Here is a 15988-nt window from a genome sequence, read left to right as displayed (position 1 = left end):
CGGGTCTCAGGCCCGGGCCACGACGAGGCGGCGGTAGGTCGGGATGAGCACCCGGCGAGCGGGCTCACGGTCGACGACGGTCCACGGGCCCGCGTCGACGAGCGCGGTGAGCACGGCCCGCAGCTCGGCACGCGCCACCGGAGCGCCGAGGCAGAGGTGTCGTCCCGCCCCGAACCACAGGTGCCGGTTGTCGGGCAGGTAGGGCCGGTCGAGGTCGAAGGCCCCGAGGGCGGTGTTGGCGACGTAGGTCAGGGCCAGGACGCGGTCTCCGGCCCGGAGCCGTCGACCGCCCACGGTGACGTCCTTCGCCACGTGCCGCCCGATCACCGGGGCCGGTGTCGTGACCCGCAGTCCTTCGCGGACGGCGACGTCGACGAGGGCGTGCCGCTCGGTGCCCGTCGCCGCACACATCCGTGCCGCCTGCCGCGTGTCGGCGAGCAGGGCCGTGGTGCGGGCGATCGCGCTCGCCGCCGTCTCCGTCCCGGCGACGAGCAGCAGCGAGGCCAGGCCCGTCGCCTCCTGCTCGGTGACGCCGAGCTCGCGGCAGCGACCGAGGACCGTCGTGCCGGGGGAGGAGCGGTATGCCGCGGCGACCCCCGCCGTGAGCCCGCCGAGGAGGTGCGTGGCGCGGCGCACGGTGTCGGCGGACAGCGTCGTGTCGGACTGCGTGCCGAGGGCCAGCGCGGCGAGCTCCTCCCCGCGGGCGAAGACGAGGCGGTAGGGGCCCCAGCCGTCGTCGTCGAGGCCGGAGGCGGCAGACTCGACGGCGAAGGTCGCGACGTCGATGCCGAGCATGGCCACGACGAGCCGGCCGACGAGGACCCGCGCGAGGTCGGTGACGTCGACGGCTCCTCCCTCGCGCAGGCGTCGCCCGAGCAGCTCGGTCACGGGGCCGGCAGCCTCCGCGACGAGGTCGTGGGCCGCCGCCTCGGTGAAGAGGTCGCGGGCCCGTGTGCGCAGGGAGTGGTGGCCGCGGCCGTCGAAGAGGTCCTCGACCCAGTCGCCGAGCACCTGCGACCAGAGGTGGCCGACGCCGCCCTCGCCGAGCAGCGACATCGACCGGTGGTCGACGAGCAGCTCCCTGATGAGGACGGGGTCGCGTACCAGCCAGCCGAGTCGCGGCACCCGGAGGATCGGGGGCCCGAGCCGCGCTGCGGTGACGAGCAGTCCCAGACGCGGGTCGGCCGACCAGATGACGCGTCGCTCGTGGCCGGCGGCCGCCCGCTCGACCGCCCGCGCGAGCGCGCGCTCGACCGCCCGCTCGGTGCCGACGCCGCGGGCCTGAGTACGTCGGCTCAGCGCGGGTGGCATGGGCTCACCGTAAACTGCCCGCACGGCTCCGGAGGGGCCACGACGCCGAGTCAGGGAGGGCCGCGTTCGCATGTCCAGTCGCCCGTCCAGCCGGATCACCGGGGTCAGCGCGCACGTCGCCGAGCACGTCCTCACCGTCGAGGAGGTCGAGGCCCGCGTCGTCGGCGCGAGTGACGGGTTCGTGCCTCCGACCGGGGTCCTCGGACGCCTCACCGGGGTGCGGCGCATCCACCACGCCGGTCACGACACGCAGGCGTCCGACCTGGCCGCACAGGCGGCGTCCGCGTCGCTGGCGTTGCTCGGCCTCGACGTCGCCGACGTCGACCTCCTCGTCTTCGCCTCGGCGTCGCAGGACCTCGTCGAGCCCGCCACCTCGCACATCGTGGCCGACCTGCTCGGTGCGCGGTGCCCCGTCATGGACGTCAAGAACGCGTGCAACTCCTGGCTCAACGGCGTCCAAGTCGCCGAGGCCCTCGTCGCCATGGGTCAGTACGAACGCGTGCTCGTCGTCACCGGTGAGATGCCGTCGCGTGCCGCGCGCTGGAGCGTGCGGGACGCCCGCCAGTTCGTCGAGTCGGTGCCCGGCTACACGATGAGTGATGCCGGGGCCGCAGCGCTCGTCGAGCGAGCCGCTCCGGGCGCACGCGGCGAGATCCTGCACCGTTGGTTCACCGCGGAGTCGCGGCACTGGTCCGTCGGCCAGCTCCCCGCCGGCGGCACCCGCCATCCCCGCGACGTCGACAAGGGCTACTTCGTCATGGACGGCGCGCGCCTGCGCCGGGCCTTCGACAGCGTCGACGTCGAGGAGATCCACCGAGCCCTCAAGGCCGACGGGCTCGGGTTCGAGGACTTCGCGGCCGTCGCCGTCCACCAGGTCGCCATGCCCTACCTCGACGTCTTCGCCGCACGCCTCGGCCTCCGTCGCGACCTCGTCGTCGAGACGCTGCCCGACCACGGCAACTGCGCCTCGGCCACGCTGCCCCTCCAGTGGCAGCAGATCGAGCGGCTCGACCTGGCCCGACCGGGCCAGCCCGTCCTGCTCGTGGGCCTGGCCGGTGGCATCAGCGTGGGCACGATGGCGGTGCGCTGGTGACCTCTCCCGCGGCCTCGGGCGCCGGGGGAGTCCGCCTCTGGGTCGTCGTGCCGGCCTTCAACGAACAGGCGGGCATCGGGCGGACCGTCGCAGCGATCGCAGCCCAGCGTGACCGAGACTTCCGGCTCGTCGTCGTCGACAACGCCAGCACGGACGGGACCGCGGACGAGGTCGAAAGAGCCTGTGCGGCATACGATCTCGACGTCACGGTCGTCGCCGAGCCGCGCAAGGGGACCGGCGCGGCCTCCGACACGGGTGTGCGCCACGCCATCGCGCACGGAGCGACGCACGTGCTGCGCACGGACGCCGACACGCTGCCGGTCCGCGAGTGGACCGCCGTCGGTCGGCGTGCCTTCGCCGGTGGCGCCGACCTCGTGACCGGGCCGATGCGCGCCCGCACCGACGAGGTGCGCCTGCAGCCGTGGGAGCGGGTCGTGCTTCCCGGGGTCATCGGGCTGTGCCAGACGTTCGGCCGCTTCCGTCCGAGCAACCGGTCTCCCGAGCTGCACGGGCCCTACCGGATGAGCCCCGGCTGCAACATCGGCGTCAGCGCCGCGGCCTACGAGGCGAGCGGTGGCTTCCCCCGCACCGCCATCGAGGAGCTCCACGAGGACCGCGAGCTCGTCAACCGGGTGCGGCGGGTCAGCTCCCGCATCGAGTACCACCGTGGCCTCGTCGTGCACGCGTCGGTGCGACGCCTCCGGGCCTACGGCCTGCGCAACACCCTGCGGTGGTACCTCGACCACGGCCACCGCCCCGACGTCGTCGACGTCCGGGGCGTCGCGTGAGGGCGCTCGCACCGACCGACCCCGGGAGCCGCTGGGAGTCCCGGCTGATCCGCTCGGCACACCCCGTCGTCGCCCGCGTCGTCGACGCGGCGGTGTCGCGGCGCGGTGTCGTACGCGTCCCCGGCGTCGGCGTGCTCGTCGCCGATCCGCGGTCGGCTCGGGCGGTGCTCACCGACACGGAGACGTTCGCCAAGAACGGCCCGGGGTCGTCCGGGGCGCTCTGGACCTCGGTGCTCGGCGACCGGGTGCTGCTCAACATGGAGGGCGACGACCACCGCCGCCTGCGGCACTCCCTCGCCGACCTCTTCTCGCCCCGTGTCGTGCGCGAGGTCTGTGACTCTGCGGCCCGTCCCATCGTCGCGGAAACCGGAGCGCGGCTGCGGCAGGGGGAGGAGGTCGACGTCGTGCGGCTCGCACGTGAGGTGTCCGCCGCCGTGATCGGGGCAGTCGTCGGGCTCGACCCCGAGACGCCGCCGGCGGTGCTCCTCGAGGCGAGCGACGCCATCGAGTCGATGGTCACGTGGCGCACGCGCAGCTTCGACGCGGGTGCGACCCACCGGGCGCGCGCGGCCCTCACCGTCGTGCAGGACGCCGCCGAGTCCGCCCATGCTGCAGCCTCGTCCGACACGGTCATGGGTCGGCTGGCGCAGCAGGGCGCCCCGATCGACGACGCCCGGTCCCTGGCCGCCGCGCTCTTCCTCACCGGCACGGGCACGGTCAGCAGCGCCGTGCCGCGGATCGTGGGCCAGCTGGCCGACGCGGGCCTCCTCGAGCCGCGCGCGGCGCAGGTGTGCCGACTCGACGACGTCGTCGCCGAGGGCCTGCGCATGACGACGCCGAGTCTCGCGACCCTGCGTCGGGTCGTTCGCCCGACCGAGATCGACGGGGTCCGGTTGCGTGCCGACGAGCGCGTCGTCGTGCTGCTGTGGTGGGCGACCCGACGCGACGGGGGCTTCGACCCGGGACGACCCGCCGCGGGCGACCTGCGCCACCTGTGGTTCGGGGCCGGCCCGCACTTCTGCTTCGGTGCGCCACTCGCTCTGGCCGAGCTGCGGGCCATGACCGGCATGCTCCTGGAGGTCGCAGCAGATCAGGGCCTCGTCGTGACGGGCCGACGTGCCGCCCGACGCGTTCTCGTGCCGAGATACGCCGAGCTGACGGTCCGCAGCCCGGACACCCACCGTGCGAAGGCGAAGGCGAAGGTGACTGCGAGCGCGGGGGCGGGCGCGGCGGCGCGCGCGAGCGCCAGCGGCGCCGGGAGCGCGGGCCGCACCGCATGACCGGCGGGGCTGACCTCGTCACGGCGCTCCTGACCCGGGCGGCGGGCGAGCCGGACCGGGTGGCGATCCGGGACCACCGGTCCCGGGCGGTCACCTACGGCGAGCTCGGCCGCGACGTCCGTGCCGTGGCGGCCCACCTCACCGCCCACGGCATCGGCCCGGGGGACGGGGTGCTGCTCGCGGTCCGGCCCTCGCCGCGGGCCGTCGCAGCCGCGCTCGGTGTCGTCCTGGCCGGGGGCGTGGTCGTCGTGGCCGACCCCGGGGCGGGGCAGGCGCTGCTCGACGTCCGGCGTCGCGTCGTGCCCGTGCGCGCGGCGGTCGCGGACACCCTCGTCCACGCCGCCGGTCGCCGACCTCTGTCGTCACTGCTCGCGCGGCTGCCTGCCACGTCGGGCCTGCAGCTGCCCGACCTGTCGACGGCGGGGCTCGTCCACGTCGTCACCGGCCCACGACTTCCCGGGGTGCCGCGCTCTGCGACCCGGTGGGAGCACCTGGCAGCGGTGCAGTCGGCGCCCGTCGTGGATGATCCCGGGTGCGACGCGCTCGTCGTCTTCACGTCGGGCTCGACCGCAGCGCCGCGTGCGGTCGTGCACACCCTCGCGTCGCTCTCGGCAGGGGTCCGCGCCGCCGTCTCGGGACTCGACCTCGACACCGACGTCATCATGCACACGGACCAGCTGATGATCGGCCTGCCGACCCTCGTGGCCGGGGCCGTCTGGTCGCTCCCGCCGGTCACGGCGTCACCGGAGGCGTGGCTGCGCCAGGCGGCTCGCGAGGCAGCGACCCACGTGTATGCCGTGCCGGCCAAGGTGCTCGCGGCGGCCACCCGGGGGCTGCCACCGACCGTGCGGCACGTCGCCATGGGCGGGGCGCCCGTGCTGCCGGCCATGGTGGGACGTCTCGAGTCCCTCGCCCCGGGTTTGGACGTGCGCGCGGTCTACGGGCTCACCGAAGCGCTGCCGGTCTCCGTCGCCACCGGGGCCGACGTCCTGGCGTCACCCTCCGGGCGCACGAGCCTCGGACGGCCGCTTCCCGGTGTCTCGGTGCGCGTCGACGAGCCGGGCCCCGACGGGGTGGGCGAGCTCGTCGTGCGGGCGGCGCAGGCGCGACACCGTCTGGCGGGGGAGCCGCCGAGCCGGGAGGTGCACACCGGAGACCTCGGCGAGCTGGCCGCCGACGGCACGCTCCTGCTCGCCGGTCGGGCCAAGAACATGATCATCCGCGGACAGGCCAACATCTACCCGGAGCTCGTCGAGCCGCTCCTCCTCGACGGGCTCGCAGACGTCGTCAGCGACTGCGCCCTCGTCGGGCTGCCCGACGCGGTCACGGGCGACGAGCAGGTGGTCCTCGCCGTCGTCCCGGTAGGCGAGCTCGGCAGGGCCCACGCATCGACGGCGTCACGGGTGAGCCGTCTCGTGCACGCCGCGTGGGCGGCGCTCGCCGACGAGGCCTGGCGACCCGACGACGTCGTCCTCGTCGACGCGGTGCCGCGGCGGGGCCGGTCCGGGGCGGTCGACCTCGATGCCCTGCGGACCGTCGTCTCGCACGACCGGTCGGGAGTGGTCCGATGAGGGTCGCCGTGTCCGGCGCCAGCGGCTTCGTGGGCGCCGCCGTCGTCGACCGGCTGCTCGACCGCGGACACGAGGTGCTCGCCCTGTCCCGGCGACCGGTTCAGGCGCGTCCCGGGCTCGTGCACCGTGCGTGGGACCTCACGACCGGCGTGCTGCCCGACCCGTCGCCGGTCGACGTCGTCGTCCATGCCGCCGCCCACGTCGACGAGTGGGCACCCAGGGAGGTCCACGACGCCGTCACCGTGGGTGGCACGCGTGCGGTCCTCGCGACGTGGCCGCGCGCCCGGGTCGTGCTCGTCTCGTCGTGCAGCGTCTACCCCCTTCGTGCCCCGGCCGGCTCGGGGCACGTCTTCACCGAGGACGTGCCGGTGACGACGCGCCACCTGTCCTCCTACTCGCGCGCCAAGGCCGAGCAGGAGCGGCTCGTCCTCGGGCGCGCGGGCAGCGTCGTGCTGCGACCCCATGCCGTCCACGGTCCCGGCGACCCGACGCTGCTCCCGCGGCTCGAGCGCGCCCGTCGTCACGGCCGGCTGCTGTGCCCGGGCGGCGCCGACACGCTCGTCCACCTCACCGACGTCCGGCTGGTCGCTGAGGCCGCCGTCGCCTCCAGCGAATTCGAATGCGACACAACGGTTCTCAACATCGCTGATGCCCATGCTCTGCCGCTCTCCGTGGTCGCGGCCGGTGTCGCCGCGGCCAACGGATGGCCCGAGCGGCCACTCTTCACCGGAGCGGGGATCGCCTGGGCCGCGGCGCTGGCCCTGGAGGCCACCGCCCGGCTGACGCGGGCGTCCACCCCGCCGCTGCTCACGGCATACGCCGTCTCGCATCTCGCGGTCAGTCGGGTCTTCGACACGACCAGGCTGCGGCAGCGGCTCGGCGTCGAGCCGGGCCCGACCGACCTGTCCCGATGGCGCCACGAGGGCACGGGCCACGGGGACGGCGACTCATACGACTGACACCCCGTCGACACAGCGCGCGCACAGGGTCCGTCACAAATGTGTGTGACATGACCTCACTCGCCCTCCCCGAGAGCCGCGACCTCTCGGTGCCGGCCGCGTCACGACGCCAGGCCCACGCCCCCACGCCCCGCTGGTGGCGCGACGCCTCGGGCGTGTTCGCCTGGGCGGTCACGCTGTTCGTCGTGGCCCTCTGGGTCGCCGGGGGAGGTCTGACCGCCTTCGGCTCCCTCGGTGAGAGCCTCACCAACGTCGGCCGCCTCGCCGGGCTCGTCGCCTCGGTGCTGATGCTCCTGCAGGTGCTGCTCATGGCGCGTATCCCGCTCGTCGAGCAGGCCTGGGGCCAGGACGAGCTCGCCCGTGTGCACCGGCTCGTCGGCTTCACCTCGTTCAACCTCATGCTCGCCCACATCGTCCTCGTCACCGTCGGCTACAGCGCCGGCACCGCCCTCGGCGTCGTCGCCACCTTCGTCGACCTCGTCCTGCACTCACCGGGCATGCTGCTCGCCCTCGCCGGCACGATCGCGCTCGTCATGGTCGTCGTCACCTCCGTGAAGAAGGCCCGGGCCAAGCTGCGCTACGAGTCGTGGCACCTGCTGCACCTCTACGCCTACCTCGGGGCCGGTCTCGCGCTGCCGCACCAGCTCTGGACCGGGGCGGACTTCAACGCGAACGTCACCGCGACGGTGTTCTGGTGGGGTCTGTACGCCTTCGCCCTGGTCGCCGTCCTCGTCTACCGGGTGGGGCTGCCACTCGTCCGTTCGCGCCGCCACCGTCTGGTCGTCTCCGCGGTCGTCGCCGAGTCCCCGACCGTGACCTCCGTCGTCATGACGGGCCGCCGCCTCGACCGCCTGCCCGTCCGCGCCGGCCAGTTCTTCCAGTGGCGCTTCCTCGACGGGGCGGGCTGGACGCGAGGCAACCCGTACTCGCTGTCCGCCGCGCCCGACGGTCGCTCGCTCCGGATCACGGCGGAGGCCGTCGGTGGCTCCAGCGCGCGCCTCGCGACCCTCCGCCCGGGCACCAAGGTCCTCGTCGAGGGCCCGTACGGCCGCCTGCACGCCGGGGTCCGCACGAGCGAGAAGGCCGTCCTCATCGGAGCCGGCATCGGCATCACGCCGCTGCGCGCCATCCTCGAGGAGCTGCCTGCGTCTCCGGACGGCGTCGTCGTCATCTACCGCGTCGGCAGCCAGTCCGACATCGTCCTCGGCGACGAGCTGCTCGACCTCGCCCGCGCCAAGGGCGGCCGCGTCGTCGCCGTCGTCGGCCACCGCAACCGTGAGCGCGAGAGCTGGCTGCCTGTCGACTCGCGACACCTCAGCGACGTCGAGGCCCTGACCCGGATCGTCCCCGACATCGCCGAGCGCGACGTCTACGTGTGCGGCAACCCCGCCTGGATGGACGCCGTCATCACCGCCGCCCACGAGGCCGGCGTGCCCTCCAGCGCCGTGCACCACGAGCGATTCGCCTACTGAGACCTCGCAGCCGTCGCGTCCGCCTCCGCGACCTGCACCGACCCGTACCGAACCGAATCGAGCCCCCCAATGCGTCGCATCGTCCTCTGGGCCATGAGCACCCTGACCGTGCTCGTCCTCCTCTTCAGCTACAGCACGTCCCGCAGCTCGTCCGCCATCGTGGCCGCGGAGACCCGTCAGGTGACGACGAGCAGCAAGACCTCCGAGAGCACCGGCTCCGCGTCCGGGTCGTCGTCCGCGTCCTCGACCGACTCGTCCGGCCAGGAGCCGGCCGACGACACCACCGCTGACGACTCGACCACCTCGGGCACGTCCTCGTCCGGCTCGTCCTCGTCCGGCTCGTCGTCGGGTTCGTCCGGTTCATCCGGTTCATCCGGTTCGACGAGCACCTCGTCCGCGGCCAAGACGTACGCCGGTGACGCCGTCATGACCCGTTACGGCAACGTCCAGGTCCAGATCACCGTCGAGAGCGGCAAGATCACGGCCGCCGAGGTGCTCCAGGTCCCCTGGAACGACCGTCACGACCAGATGATCAACTCGGCCGCCGTCCCGGTCTACAACCAGGAGGCCGTCAGCGCCCAGTCGGCGCAGATCGACGTCGTGTCCGGTGCCACGTACACGTGGGACGGCTACACGCAGTCCCTGCAGTCCGCCATCGACCAGGCCAACCTCTGAGGCACTCTTGAGACAGGCGACCAAGGAGCGAACCATGAGCCGACCCGCCACCCGACCGCGCCAGCCCGGCGTCCCCGACCCCGCCCCAGCCCCGGCACGGCGTGCGTGGGTCGAGCAGATCATGGGCATGCCGATCTCCATCCACCTGCGCGGCGACGACGTCGACGGTCTCGCCGCCCAGGAGGCGGTGGCGTCGGCCTTCCGCATCCTGCGCGAGATGGACTCGATCTTCTCGACCTACCGCGACGACTCCGACCTCATGCGGCTGCGCCGCGAGGAGGTCCAGCTCTCGCAGTGCAGTCCCCTCGTGGAGGAGGCGCTGCGCCTCGGGCAGGAGGCCGAGGTGCTCACCGAGGGGGCGTTCACGACCCTGCTGCCCACGGGCGACGGTGACCTCGCGTTCGACCCGACCGGCCTCGTCAAGGGGTGGGCCGTCGACCGTGCGTCCGTGCCCCTGTCCGCGCTGGAGCGGATCTCCTTCTGCATCAACGCCGGTGGCGACATCCTGATCGGTGCCCATCCCGACATGCCCGCCGACGGACCCGAGGCCATCGTCTGGCGGGTCGGCATCGAGGACCCCCTCGACCGGCAGCGGATCGCGAACACCCTGACGCTGACGCGTGGGGCCGTGGCGACCTCCGGGACCGCGGCCCGGGGAGCCCACCTCTACGACCCGGCGTCCGGTGAGCTCGTCGGACGTCCCGGATCCGTGACGGTGACCGGACCGACCCTGCTGTGGGCCGACATCTGGGCCACGGCGCTCTTCGTCGGCTCGGAGCGCACGAGCGAGGCCTTCGCGACGCACGCGACGGACTACCTGTCGACGGCCCTCTGACCCACCTGGCCTGCTCGGGGGCACGGTGCCCGGCCACCCGTCGTGGCGCTCTGCAAGGACAAAAGGCGCACGCCCGGCCGAACCGGGATGGCCTTGAGGCTTTCTTGCGGAAACCATGCGCGCCCAGGGGTTCGCCCCTTGCACTTGGCGCGGCAGAGTCGTCCTCATCAGCAGCAACGGTCGGGGGACGGGCTCGCTGACTCAGAGACCTTCGGGCGAGTGCCCGCCGATCCGGGGAGGAGAGCGCCATGGCCATCAGCACCCACACTGACCCTGCAGTGACGGTGCGCGGTCGCGGCACCCTCTCCGGTCGGCGGGCCCACTCGAAGCTTTCGGTGGGGGGAGTGGACCGGAGCGGGACGGGCCGGCCGGTGGGAGGCCGGCCCGTCCCGACCCGGGACATCGCCCGACCTGCGCGGCGCCCCGGGACGGCTCTGGTCCCGGACGCCTTCGGCGCCGGCCGTGGCCGCTGAGCGGATCGTGAGCCCGGCCTGTCCGGGGCTCACGGTCGACGAGCTCGACCCGAGGGCCCTGACCCGGCTCGCGTCGGAGCTCGAGAGCGACGACCTCGCCCGCTCCATCGCCCAGACCTACCTGCGGATGCTCGATGCGCGGCTGGCCCGCGCCGCGTCTGCGCTCGACCGCCGCGACGAGGTCGCGGCCATGGACGTGCTGCTCAGCCTGCGCGTCTCGTCGGCCACCGTCGGACTCGTCCGGCTCGAGTCGGCCGTGCTCTGCGTCATCGACGCGGTCAGTCGTGGGGAGACCGAGCTGGCCCGCGAACGAGGGACGTCGATGCTGGGCCTGGCCCCGGGGGCGCGCGTCGCGCTGCGGTCGCACCTCGACCGCTCGGCACCGCCCGTCGTCGCCTGACCTCGGACGCCTCGTCCCGTCCGGGCGGCCCAGCGGCCCCAGCACCACACCGGAGGCGTCAGAACGCGTCGGGCTCCTCCATGCGGTAGCCCACGCCCCGCACGGTCCGGATCGGGGCGCGCGTGCCGTCGGGGCCGAGACGGCTCAGCTTGCGGCGGAGGTTGCCCACGTGCACCTCGACGAGGTGCTCCTCGGACCAGCCGGGTCCCCACAGGCTGTCGAGCAGGACGGCGCGCGACCACACGCGCCGCGGTGCGCTGATCAGGGTCGACAGCAGGTCGAACTCGGTGCGGGTCAGGTCGACCTCCTGGTCGTCGACCATGGCGACCCGTCCCTCCGGGTCGACGGCGATGCGGCCGTGACGGACGAGCTCGGGTGCCGGCTCGTCCGGCGTCGCGCCGTCCGTGGACGACCCCCCGGCTGAGGCGGCCGCCAGGACGCCGGACGACCCCGTCGCGTCGTCGGAGCCGTTGGGCCCGCCGGTGCGCGGCCGGCGGAACATCGCGTTGACGCGGGCCTGCAGCTCGCGAGGGCTGAACGGCTTGGTGAGGTAGTCGTCGGCGCCGATCTCCAGGCCCATGAGGCGGTCGATCTCGTCGGTGCGTGCGCTGATCATGACGACGTAGGCCTGGCTCACGTCGCGCACCCGGCGACACACCTCGATCCCGTCGAGATCGGGCAGGCCCAGGTCGAGGGTGACGAGGTCGGGGTCGGTCGCGACGACGAGCTCGAGGCCCGCCTGTCCCGAGGACGCTGCCGAGACCTCGAAGCCCTGCATGGTGAGGCTGTGCGTGATGAGCTCACGGATGTCGTCGTCGTCCTCGACGACGACCGCGGTGCGCGCTGAGCCCATCATGCGGTGATTCTTGCAGAATGCGGCGGTTTGGCCCGCCAGATGCGAATGTCGGGCGGTTCGTCGCCTCAGTCGACCACTCCACCTGGCCCCTCGGCCGCCCCGGCACGCAGCTGCGCAGCCAGCACGTCGGGGTCGGTCGTGGGCAGCTCGCAGACCATCCCGCGACAGACGTAGGCCGCAGCGCGTCCGCCGACGAGCGGGCGGTCGGCCAGCAGGGGGACGCCTGGCGCGTCCGGCTCGCCGCGCACGACGACGAGTCCGGGGCTCGGGGACCGCCGCGCTACCGCCTCGAGCGCGTCGGCGTCGCGACCGGACCCGACGACGGCGACCTGCAGCGGTCCGGCGACGAGGGACTCGGCCACCGCGAGCGACCACCCGCCGAACCGCGGCTCGCGGACGGCCAGCCCCATCCCCGCAGCGGTGGAGGTGGCGCCGGCCGCGAGGGCGGCCGAGTCACCGGTCACCGCGCCGAGGGTCACGAGCGCTCCCGCCAGGGCGGACTGCCCCGCCGGCTCGGCGTTGTCCGCGGCGCTGCGAGGGCGCAGGTAGAGCGGCTCGGCGTCCGAGGCGGTGTCGTGGAACCCGCCGTCGTCGGCCGCGAAGTCGCGCGCGGTGTCCAGGACGCGTCGGGCGGCCTCCAGCCAGCGCTGGTCACCCGACACCTGGTGCAGCACGAGCAGGCCGTCCGCGAGGTTGCCGTGGTCGTCCGCGACGGCGCGAGCGGTCCCGACCATGCCGCCTCGTGACGCACGCCGCAGCTGCCCGTCGACGACGTGGACGTCGAGGACGTGCTCGGCGCACCGGGTCGCGGCCGCCACCCAGTCCCGTCGCCCGAAGGCGGCTCCCGCACCCGCCAGCGCGGCGACCGTCAGGCCGTTCCACGACGTCACCACCTTGTCGTCACGACCGGGCTGAGGGCGCTCGGCGCGGGCTGCCAGCAGTCGTGCTCGCACGTCGTCGAACCAGCCGCGGTCAACCGGCTCGGACGGTAGCTGCAGCGTCGAGGCGCCGTGCTCGAAGGTGCCCTCCCTCGTCACGCCGAGGAGCTCGGCCGCGACAGGGCCGTCGTCGTCGCCGAGGACCTCGCACAGCTGCTCCGGTGTCCACGCGTACGTCAGCCCCTCGACGCCGGCAGCGTCGGCGTCGAGCGACGACGCGAAACCTCCGGTCTCGGTGCCGAGCTCGCGCACGACGAAGTCGGCCGTCTCGCGGACGATGCGCTCGGCCAGCGGGTCGCGGGACACCTTCCACCACGAGGTGTAGGCGCGCAGCAGCAGGGCGTTGTCGTAGAGCATCTTCTCGAAGTGGGGCACGACCCAGCCGGCGTCGACGGCGTAGCGCGCGAAGCCACCGGCGAGCTGGTCGTAGAGGCCGCTGCGCGCCATCGCCTCGAGGGTGCGGGACGCCATCGTGAGCGCGTCCCGGTCGCCGGTCCGAGCGTGGTGGCGCAGCAGGAACTCGAGCACCATCGACGGCGGGAACTTCGGTGCGCCGCCGAAACCGCCTGCCACGCGGTCGAACTGGCGGGCGAGAAGCCCGACCGCGGACGACAACGCTCCCGGCTCGACGGCATACGGCGTCGGCGGCCGGAGGGCCTCGGCGAGACTGGTGGCGATGTGCGCACCCGACGCGCGCACCTCGTCCTCGCGCGTGCGCCAGGCCTCGTCGAGGGCCGCCAGGACGTGGAGGAAGTGGTCGCGCGGGAAGTAGGTGCCGCAGAAGAACGGCTCGCCCTCGGGGGTGAGGAAGACCGTCATCGGCCAGCCGCCGTGGCCGGTCGTCGCCGTGACCGCCGACATGTAGACGGCGTCGATGTCGGGTCGCTCCTCGCGGTCGACCTTGACAGAGACGAAACGGTCGTTGAGCGCGGCCGCGACGGCCTCGTCCTCGAACGACTCGTGGGCCATGACGTGGCACCAGTGGCAGGCCGCATAGCCCACCGACAGGAGCACAGGGACGTTGCGTTCGCGCGCCTCGACGAACGCCGCGTCGCCCCACTCCTGCCAGTGCACCGGGTTGTCGCGGTGCTGGAGCAGGTAGGGGCTCGTCGCTCGGTCGAGGCGGTTGGGCATGCCCCCACTCTCGCGCACCCGAGTCGCCGGCTGGGGACTGGTGCGTCACAGACGCGGTCCACGCATACCCCCCGGGGTTAGTGTCGAGACATGGCCAGAAGCCGCCGGATCCGTCGCTCGTGCACGGGCGGGGCTGTGTTCGCAGCTGTCGCCCTCGCGCTCGCGGGCTGCTCGGCAGCGCCCGTGGCCACGACCCCGATGGGCGCAGCCATGGGTGGCGCGCGCGCCGGGTCGAGCAGCGGCGTCCGGATGGGGGCACCGCTGTCGTGCGAGGCCCCGACCGACCTTCCCGGGTCACGGGTGACCGTCAGCCTCGTCGACATGGGCATGTCGCGGATGATGGGCGGTGTCGCCCGGGTGGGAGCCCGGATGCTGCTCGTCGCGCGGCCCGCGACCGTCCACTCCGGACCCGTGAGCGTCGTCGTGGAGAACTCCGGGTGGCGCACCCACGAGCTCGTCGTCCTGCCGCTCGTCGCCGGCGCCGGCGCCGGACAGCGCGTGCCCGGCCGGGACGGCACGGTCGACGAGTCGGGCAGCCTCGGGGAGGCCTCGGCGTCCTGCGCCGCGGGCCACGGTGAGGGCATCGTCTCCGGCGCCGTCGGCTGGGTGACCGTCACCTTGGCGCCGGGCCACTACGAGCTCGTCTGCAACCTCGAGAACCACTACGCCGACGGGATGCGCCAGGAGCTCCTCGTCACCGGCTGATGGCAGGGGCGACCGGCCGGCCCGTCAGGCGGCGACGGCCTCGCGCGGCACGACGAGGCGCTCCCAGCGGATGCGACGCGCCCGCCACGTGAAGATGGCGAGCTTGGCCAGCTCCTCGAGGATGCGGGCCACGAAGATGCCGACGTAGCCGAGCGGCGTGTGCAGGCCGAGGAGGACGGCGAGCGGCAGCCCGATCAGGAAGGCCCCGACGACGTCGCCCATGATCACCCCACGCACGTCGTTGGCGCTGGGCAGCACGCCCGCACCGACGATCATGTTGCGCACCTTGACCACCTGGAACGCCGCGTTGATGAGGATGCCGACGCCGGCCATGGTGCGCACGTCGCGACCCGCCTCCCCGAAGAGGATGTCGAGCAGCAGCACCGAGGCGGCGAAGAGGACCCCGAAGACCGCAGCCGTCCCGAGGCCCGCGCGGGTCAGCCGCCGCACCCAGGCCATCGCGTCGTCGACGTCCCCGCGCCCGACGGATCGGCCGACGAGGGTGGTCGTGGCGCTCATGAGCCCGATGCTGCCGACGACGAAGACGCCCTCCAGCGTCGTGACGATCTGCGCGGCGGCCAGCGCCTCGTCGCCGAGCTGCTGGAACACGACGTTGTAGAGGAAGGTCCCGACCGTCCAGAAGAGCTCGGTGACGCCGAGCGGGAGCGCGAGGACGAAGAGAGGCACGATGACGGCCCGCCACTGCCGGACGCTGTCGGGCAGGCTCCAGCCGACGACGGCGCGTCGTCCGTAGGCCATCCACAGCAGGATGAGCGACTTGACGACGGCCGTCACGAGGGTGGCCCAGCCGGCGCCCGCGACACCGAGCGAGGGCAGCGGGCCGAGCCCGACGACGAGGGAGTACGCGATCGCCGAGTTCGCGACCACGGTGACCATCGTCGCGATCATGGGGCTCGTCGGCCGGCCGGCCGAGCGGAGGACGCCCGAGAGGATCGCGCTGAGCATGACCGGCAGCGTCGCGAGGACGGTGAGGCGGAAGTAGTCGGTGCCCGCGGCCGCCACCGACGGGGAGGCCCCGACGAGCGACATCAGGTGGTCGGCGAGGAGCCACGGCACGAGCGAGACGACGACGCCGAGCCCCAAGGCGACGAGCAGCGCCGCCGTGACCGTGTGGTCGAGGGCGTCCCGGCGACCGGCGCCGTGCGCCCGCGCCACGAGGATGCTCACCGACGTGCCGAGACAGCCGAGCGTCACCGCGAGGATGAAGGTGAGGCTGTTGGAGAAGCCCACCGCGGCGATCGCGGTGGCCCCGAGGCTCCCGACGACGATCTGGTTGACGAAGTTGAGCACGAGCATGAGGACGAACTCCATGCTCACCGGCACGGCGATGCGCGCGATCTCGCGAGCAGGCGTCGGCGTGGCCGAGCGCTGGTCGCGGGAGGTGGGCATGGCAAGGCGAGGCATGCGAGTGCCTTTCGACAACGAAGGTGGGGAGCGCGACAAGGTTAAGGCTTCAAGCACCTCGGAGTCGAAACGA

Annotated in this window: 14 protein-coding genes; 10 read left to right on the top strand and 4 right to left on the bottom strand. The window is 73.6% G+C overall.

Going from position 1 to position 15988, the window contains the following annotated elements; all coding sequences use genetic code 11:
* Positions 1–6: 6 nt before the first annotated feature.
* Positions 7–1311 carry a cytochrome P450 gene (locus H283_RS0106450; protein ID WP_020142698.1) on the bottom strand — a complete coding sequence of 435 codons (1305 nt, stop codon included), beginning with the start codon at positions 1309–1311 and terminating at the stop codon, positions 7–9.
* 70 nt (positions 1312–1381) lie between these two features.
* Here H283_RS0106450 and H283_RS0106445 point away from each other — a divergent pair, with 70 nt between their 5' ends.
* The 9 genes from H283_RS0106445 (at position 1382) to H283_RS24240 (ending at position 10857) form a co-directional block, all read left to right on the top strand.
* Entirely contained in the window at positions 1382–2404 is a 1023-nt protein-coding gene (locus H283_RS0106445) for a 3-oxoacyl-ACP synthase III family protein (RefSeq protein WP_020142697.1), read from the top strand.
* A complete protein-coding gene (locus H283_RS0106440) occupies positions 2401–3192 on the top strand; it encodes a glycosyltransferase (RefSeq protein ID WP_020142696.1) in 792 nt (263 codons plus the stop codon). Before H283_RS0106445 ends, H283_RS0106440 begins: the two co-directional genes overlap by 4 nt.
* Complete coding sequence (locus tag H283_RS24250) at positions 3189–4472, top strand: cytochrome P450 (RefSeq protein ID WP_020142695.1); 1284 nt, start codon at positions 3189–3191, stop codon at positions 4470–4472. The genes H283_RS0106440 and H283_RS24250 overlap by 4 nt, the downstream gene beginning before the upstream one ends.
* On the top strand, positions 4469–6043 hold the full coding sequence (locus H283_RS0106430; RefSeq protein ID WP_020142694.1) for a class I adenylate-forming enzyme family protein: 1575 nt from the start codon (positions 4469–4471) through the stop codon (positions 6041–6043). The genes H283_RS24250 and H283_RS0106430 overlap by 4 nt, the downstream gene beginning before the upstream one ends.
* On the top strand, positions 6040–7002 hold the full coding sequence (locus tag H283_RS24245; RefSeq protein WP_020142693.1) for an NAD(P)-dependent oxidoreductase: 963 nt from the start codon (positions 6040–6042) through the stop codon (positions 7000–7002). The genes H283_RS0106430 and H283_RS24245 overlap by 4 nt, the downstream gene beginning before the upstream one ends.
* Positions 7003–7052: 50 nt before the next feature.
* A complete protein-coding gene (locus H283_RS0106420) occupies positions 7053–8474 on the top strand; it encodes a ferric reductase-like transmembrane domain-containing protein (RefSeq protein ID WP_020142692.1) in 1422 nt (473 codons plus the stop codon).
* 93 nt (positions 8475–8567) lie between these two features.
* Positions 8568–9149, top strand: a complete 582-nt coding sequence (locus H283_RS0106415; RefSeq protein ID WP_231372234.1) for an FMN-binding protein — start codon at positions 8568–8570, stop codon at positions 9147–9149.
* A 34-nt stretch (positions 9150–9183) separates the two neighbouring features.
* Positions 9184–9984 (top strand): FAD:protein FMN transferase, encoded by an 801-nt coding sequence (locus H283_RS0106410; protein ID WP_020142690.1) that lies wholly within the window; start codon positions 9184–9186, stop codon positions 9982–9984.
* A 480-nt stretch (positions 9985–10464) separates the two neighbouring features.
* A complete protein-coding gene (locus tag H283_RS24240; protein ID WP_231372233.1) occupies positions 10465–10857 on the top strand; it encodes a hypothetical protein in 393 nt (130 codons plus the stop codon).
* Between the two features lie 58 nt (positions 10858–10915).
* Here H283_RS24240 and H283_RS0106400 read toward each other — a convergent pair whose 3' ends face one another.
* Both H283_RS0106400 and H283_RS0106395 read right to left on the bottom strand, forming a co-directional pair.
* Positions 10916–11713, bottom strand: a complete 798-nt coding sequence (locus tag H283_RS0106400) for a response regulator transcription factor (RefSeq protein ID WP_020142688.1) — start codon at positions 11711–11713, stop codon at positions 10916–10918.
* Positions 11714–11778: 65 nt separating this feature from the next.
* The gene (locus H283_RS0106395) at positions 11779–13785 is read right to left on the bottom strand and encodes a thioredoxin domain-containing protein (RefSeq protein ID WP_020142687.1); all 2007 of its coding nucleotides are present in this window, start codon (positions 13783–13785) and stop codon (positions 11779–11781) included.
* A gap of 90 nt (positions 13786–13875) precedes the next feature.
* Here H283_RS0106395 and H283_RS0106390 point away from each other — a divergent pair, with 90 nt between their 5' ends.
* Complete coding sequence (locus H283_RS0106390; protein ID WP_156023026.1) at positions 13876–14490, top strand: hypothetical protein; 615 nt, start codon at positions 13876–13878, stop codon at positions 14488–14490.
* A 24-nt stretch (positions 14491–14514) separates the two neighbouring features.
* Here the strand turns inward: H283_RS0106390 and H283_RS0106385 are convergent, their stop codons facing one another.
* Entirely contained in the window at positions 14515–15900 is a 1386-nt protein-coding gene (locus H283_RS0106385) for an MATE family efflux transporter (protein WP_020142685.1), read from the bottom strand.
* Positions 15901–15988 lie beyond the last annotated feature (88 nt).

It is taken from the genome of Terracoccus sp. 273MFTsu3.1, from assembly GCF_000383675.1.
Lineage (GTDB): Bacteria > Actinomycetota > Actinomycetes > Actinomycetales > Dermatophilaceae > Terrabacter.
Note: the sequence above shows the minus strand (reverse complement) of the source record. Positions and strands in the feature narration are given on the sequence as shown.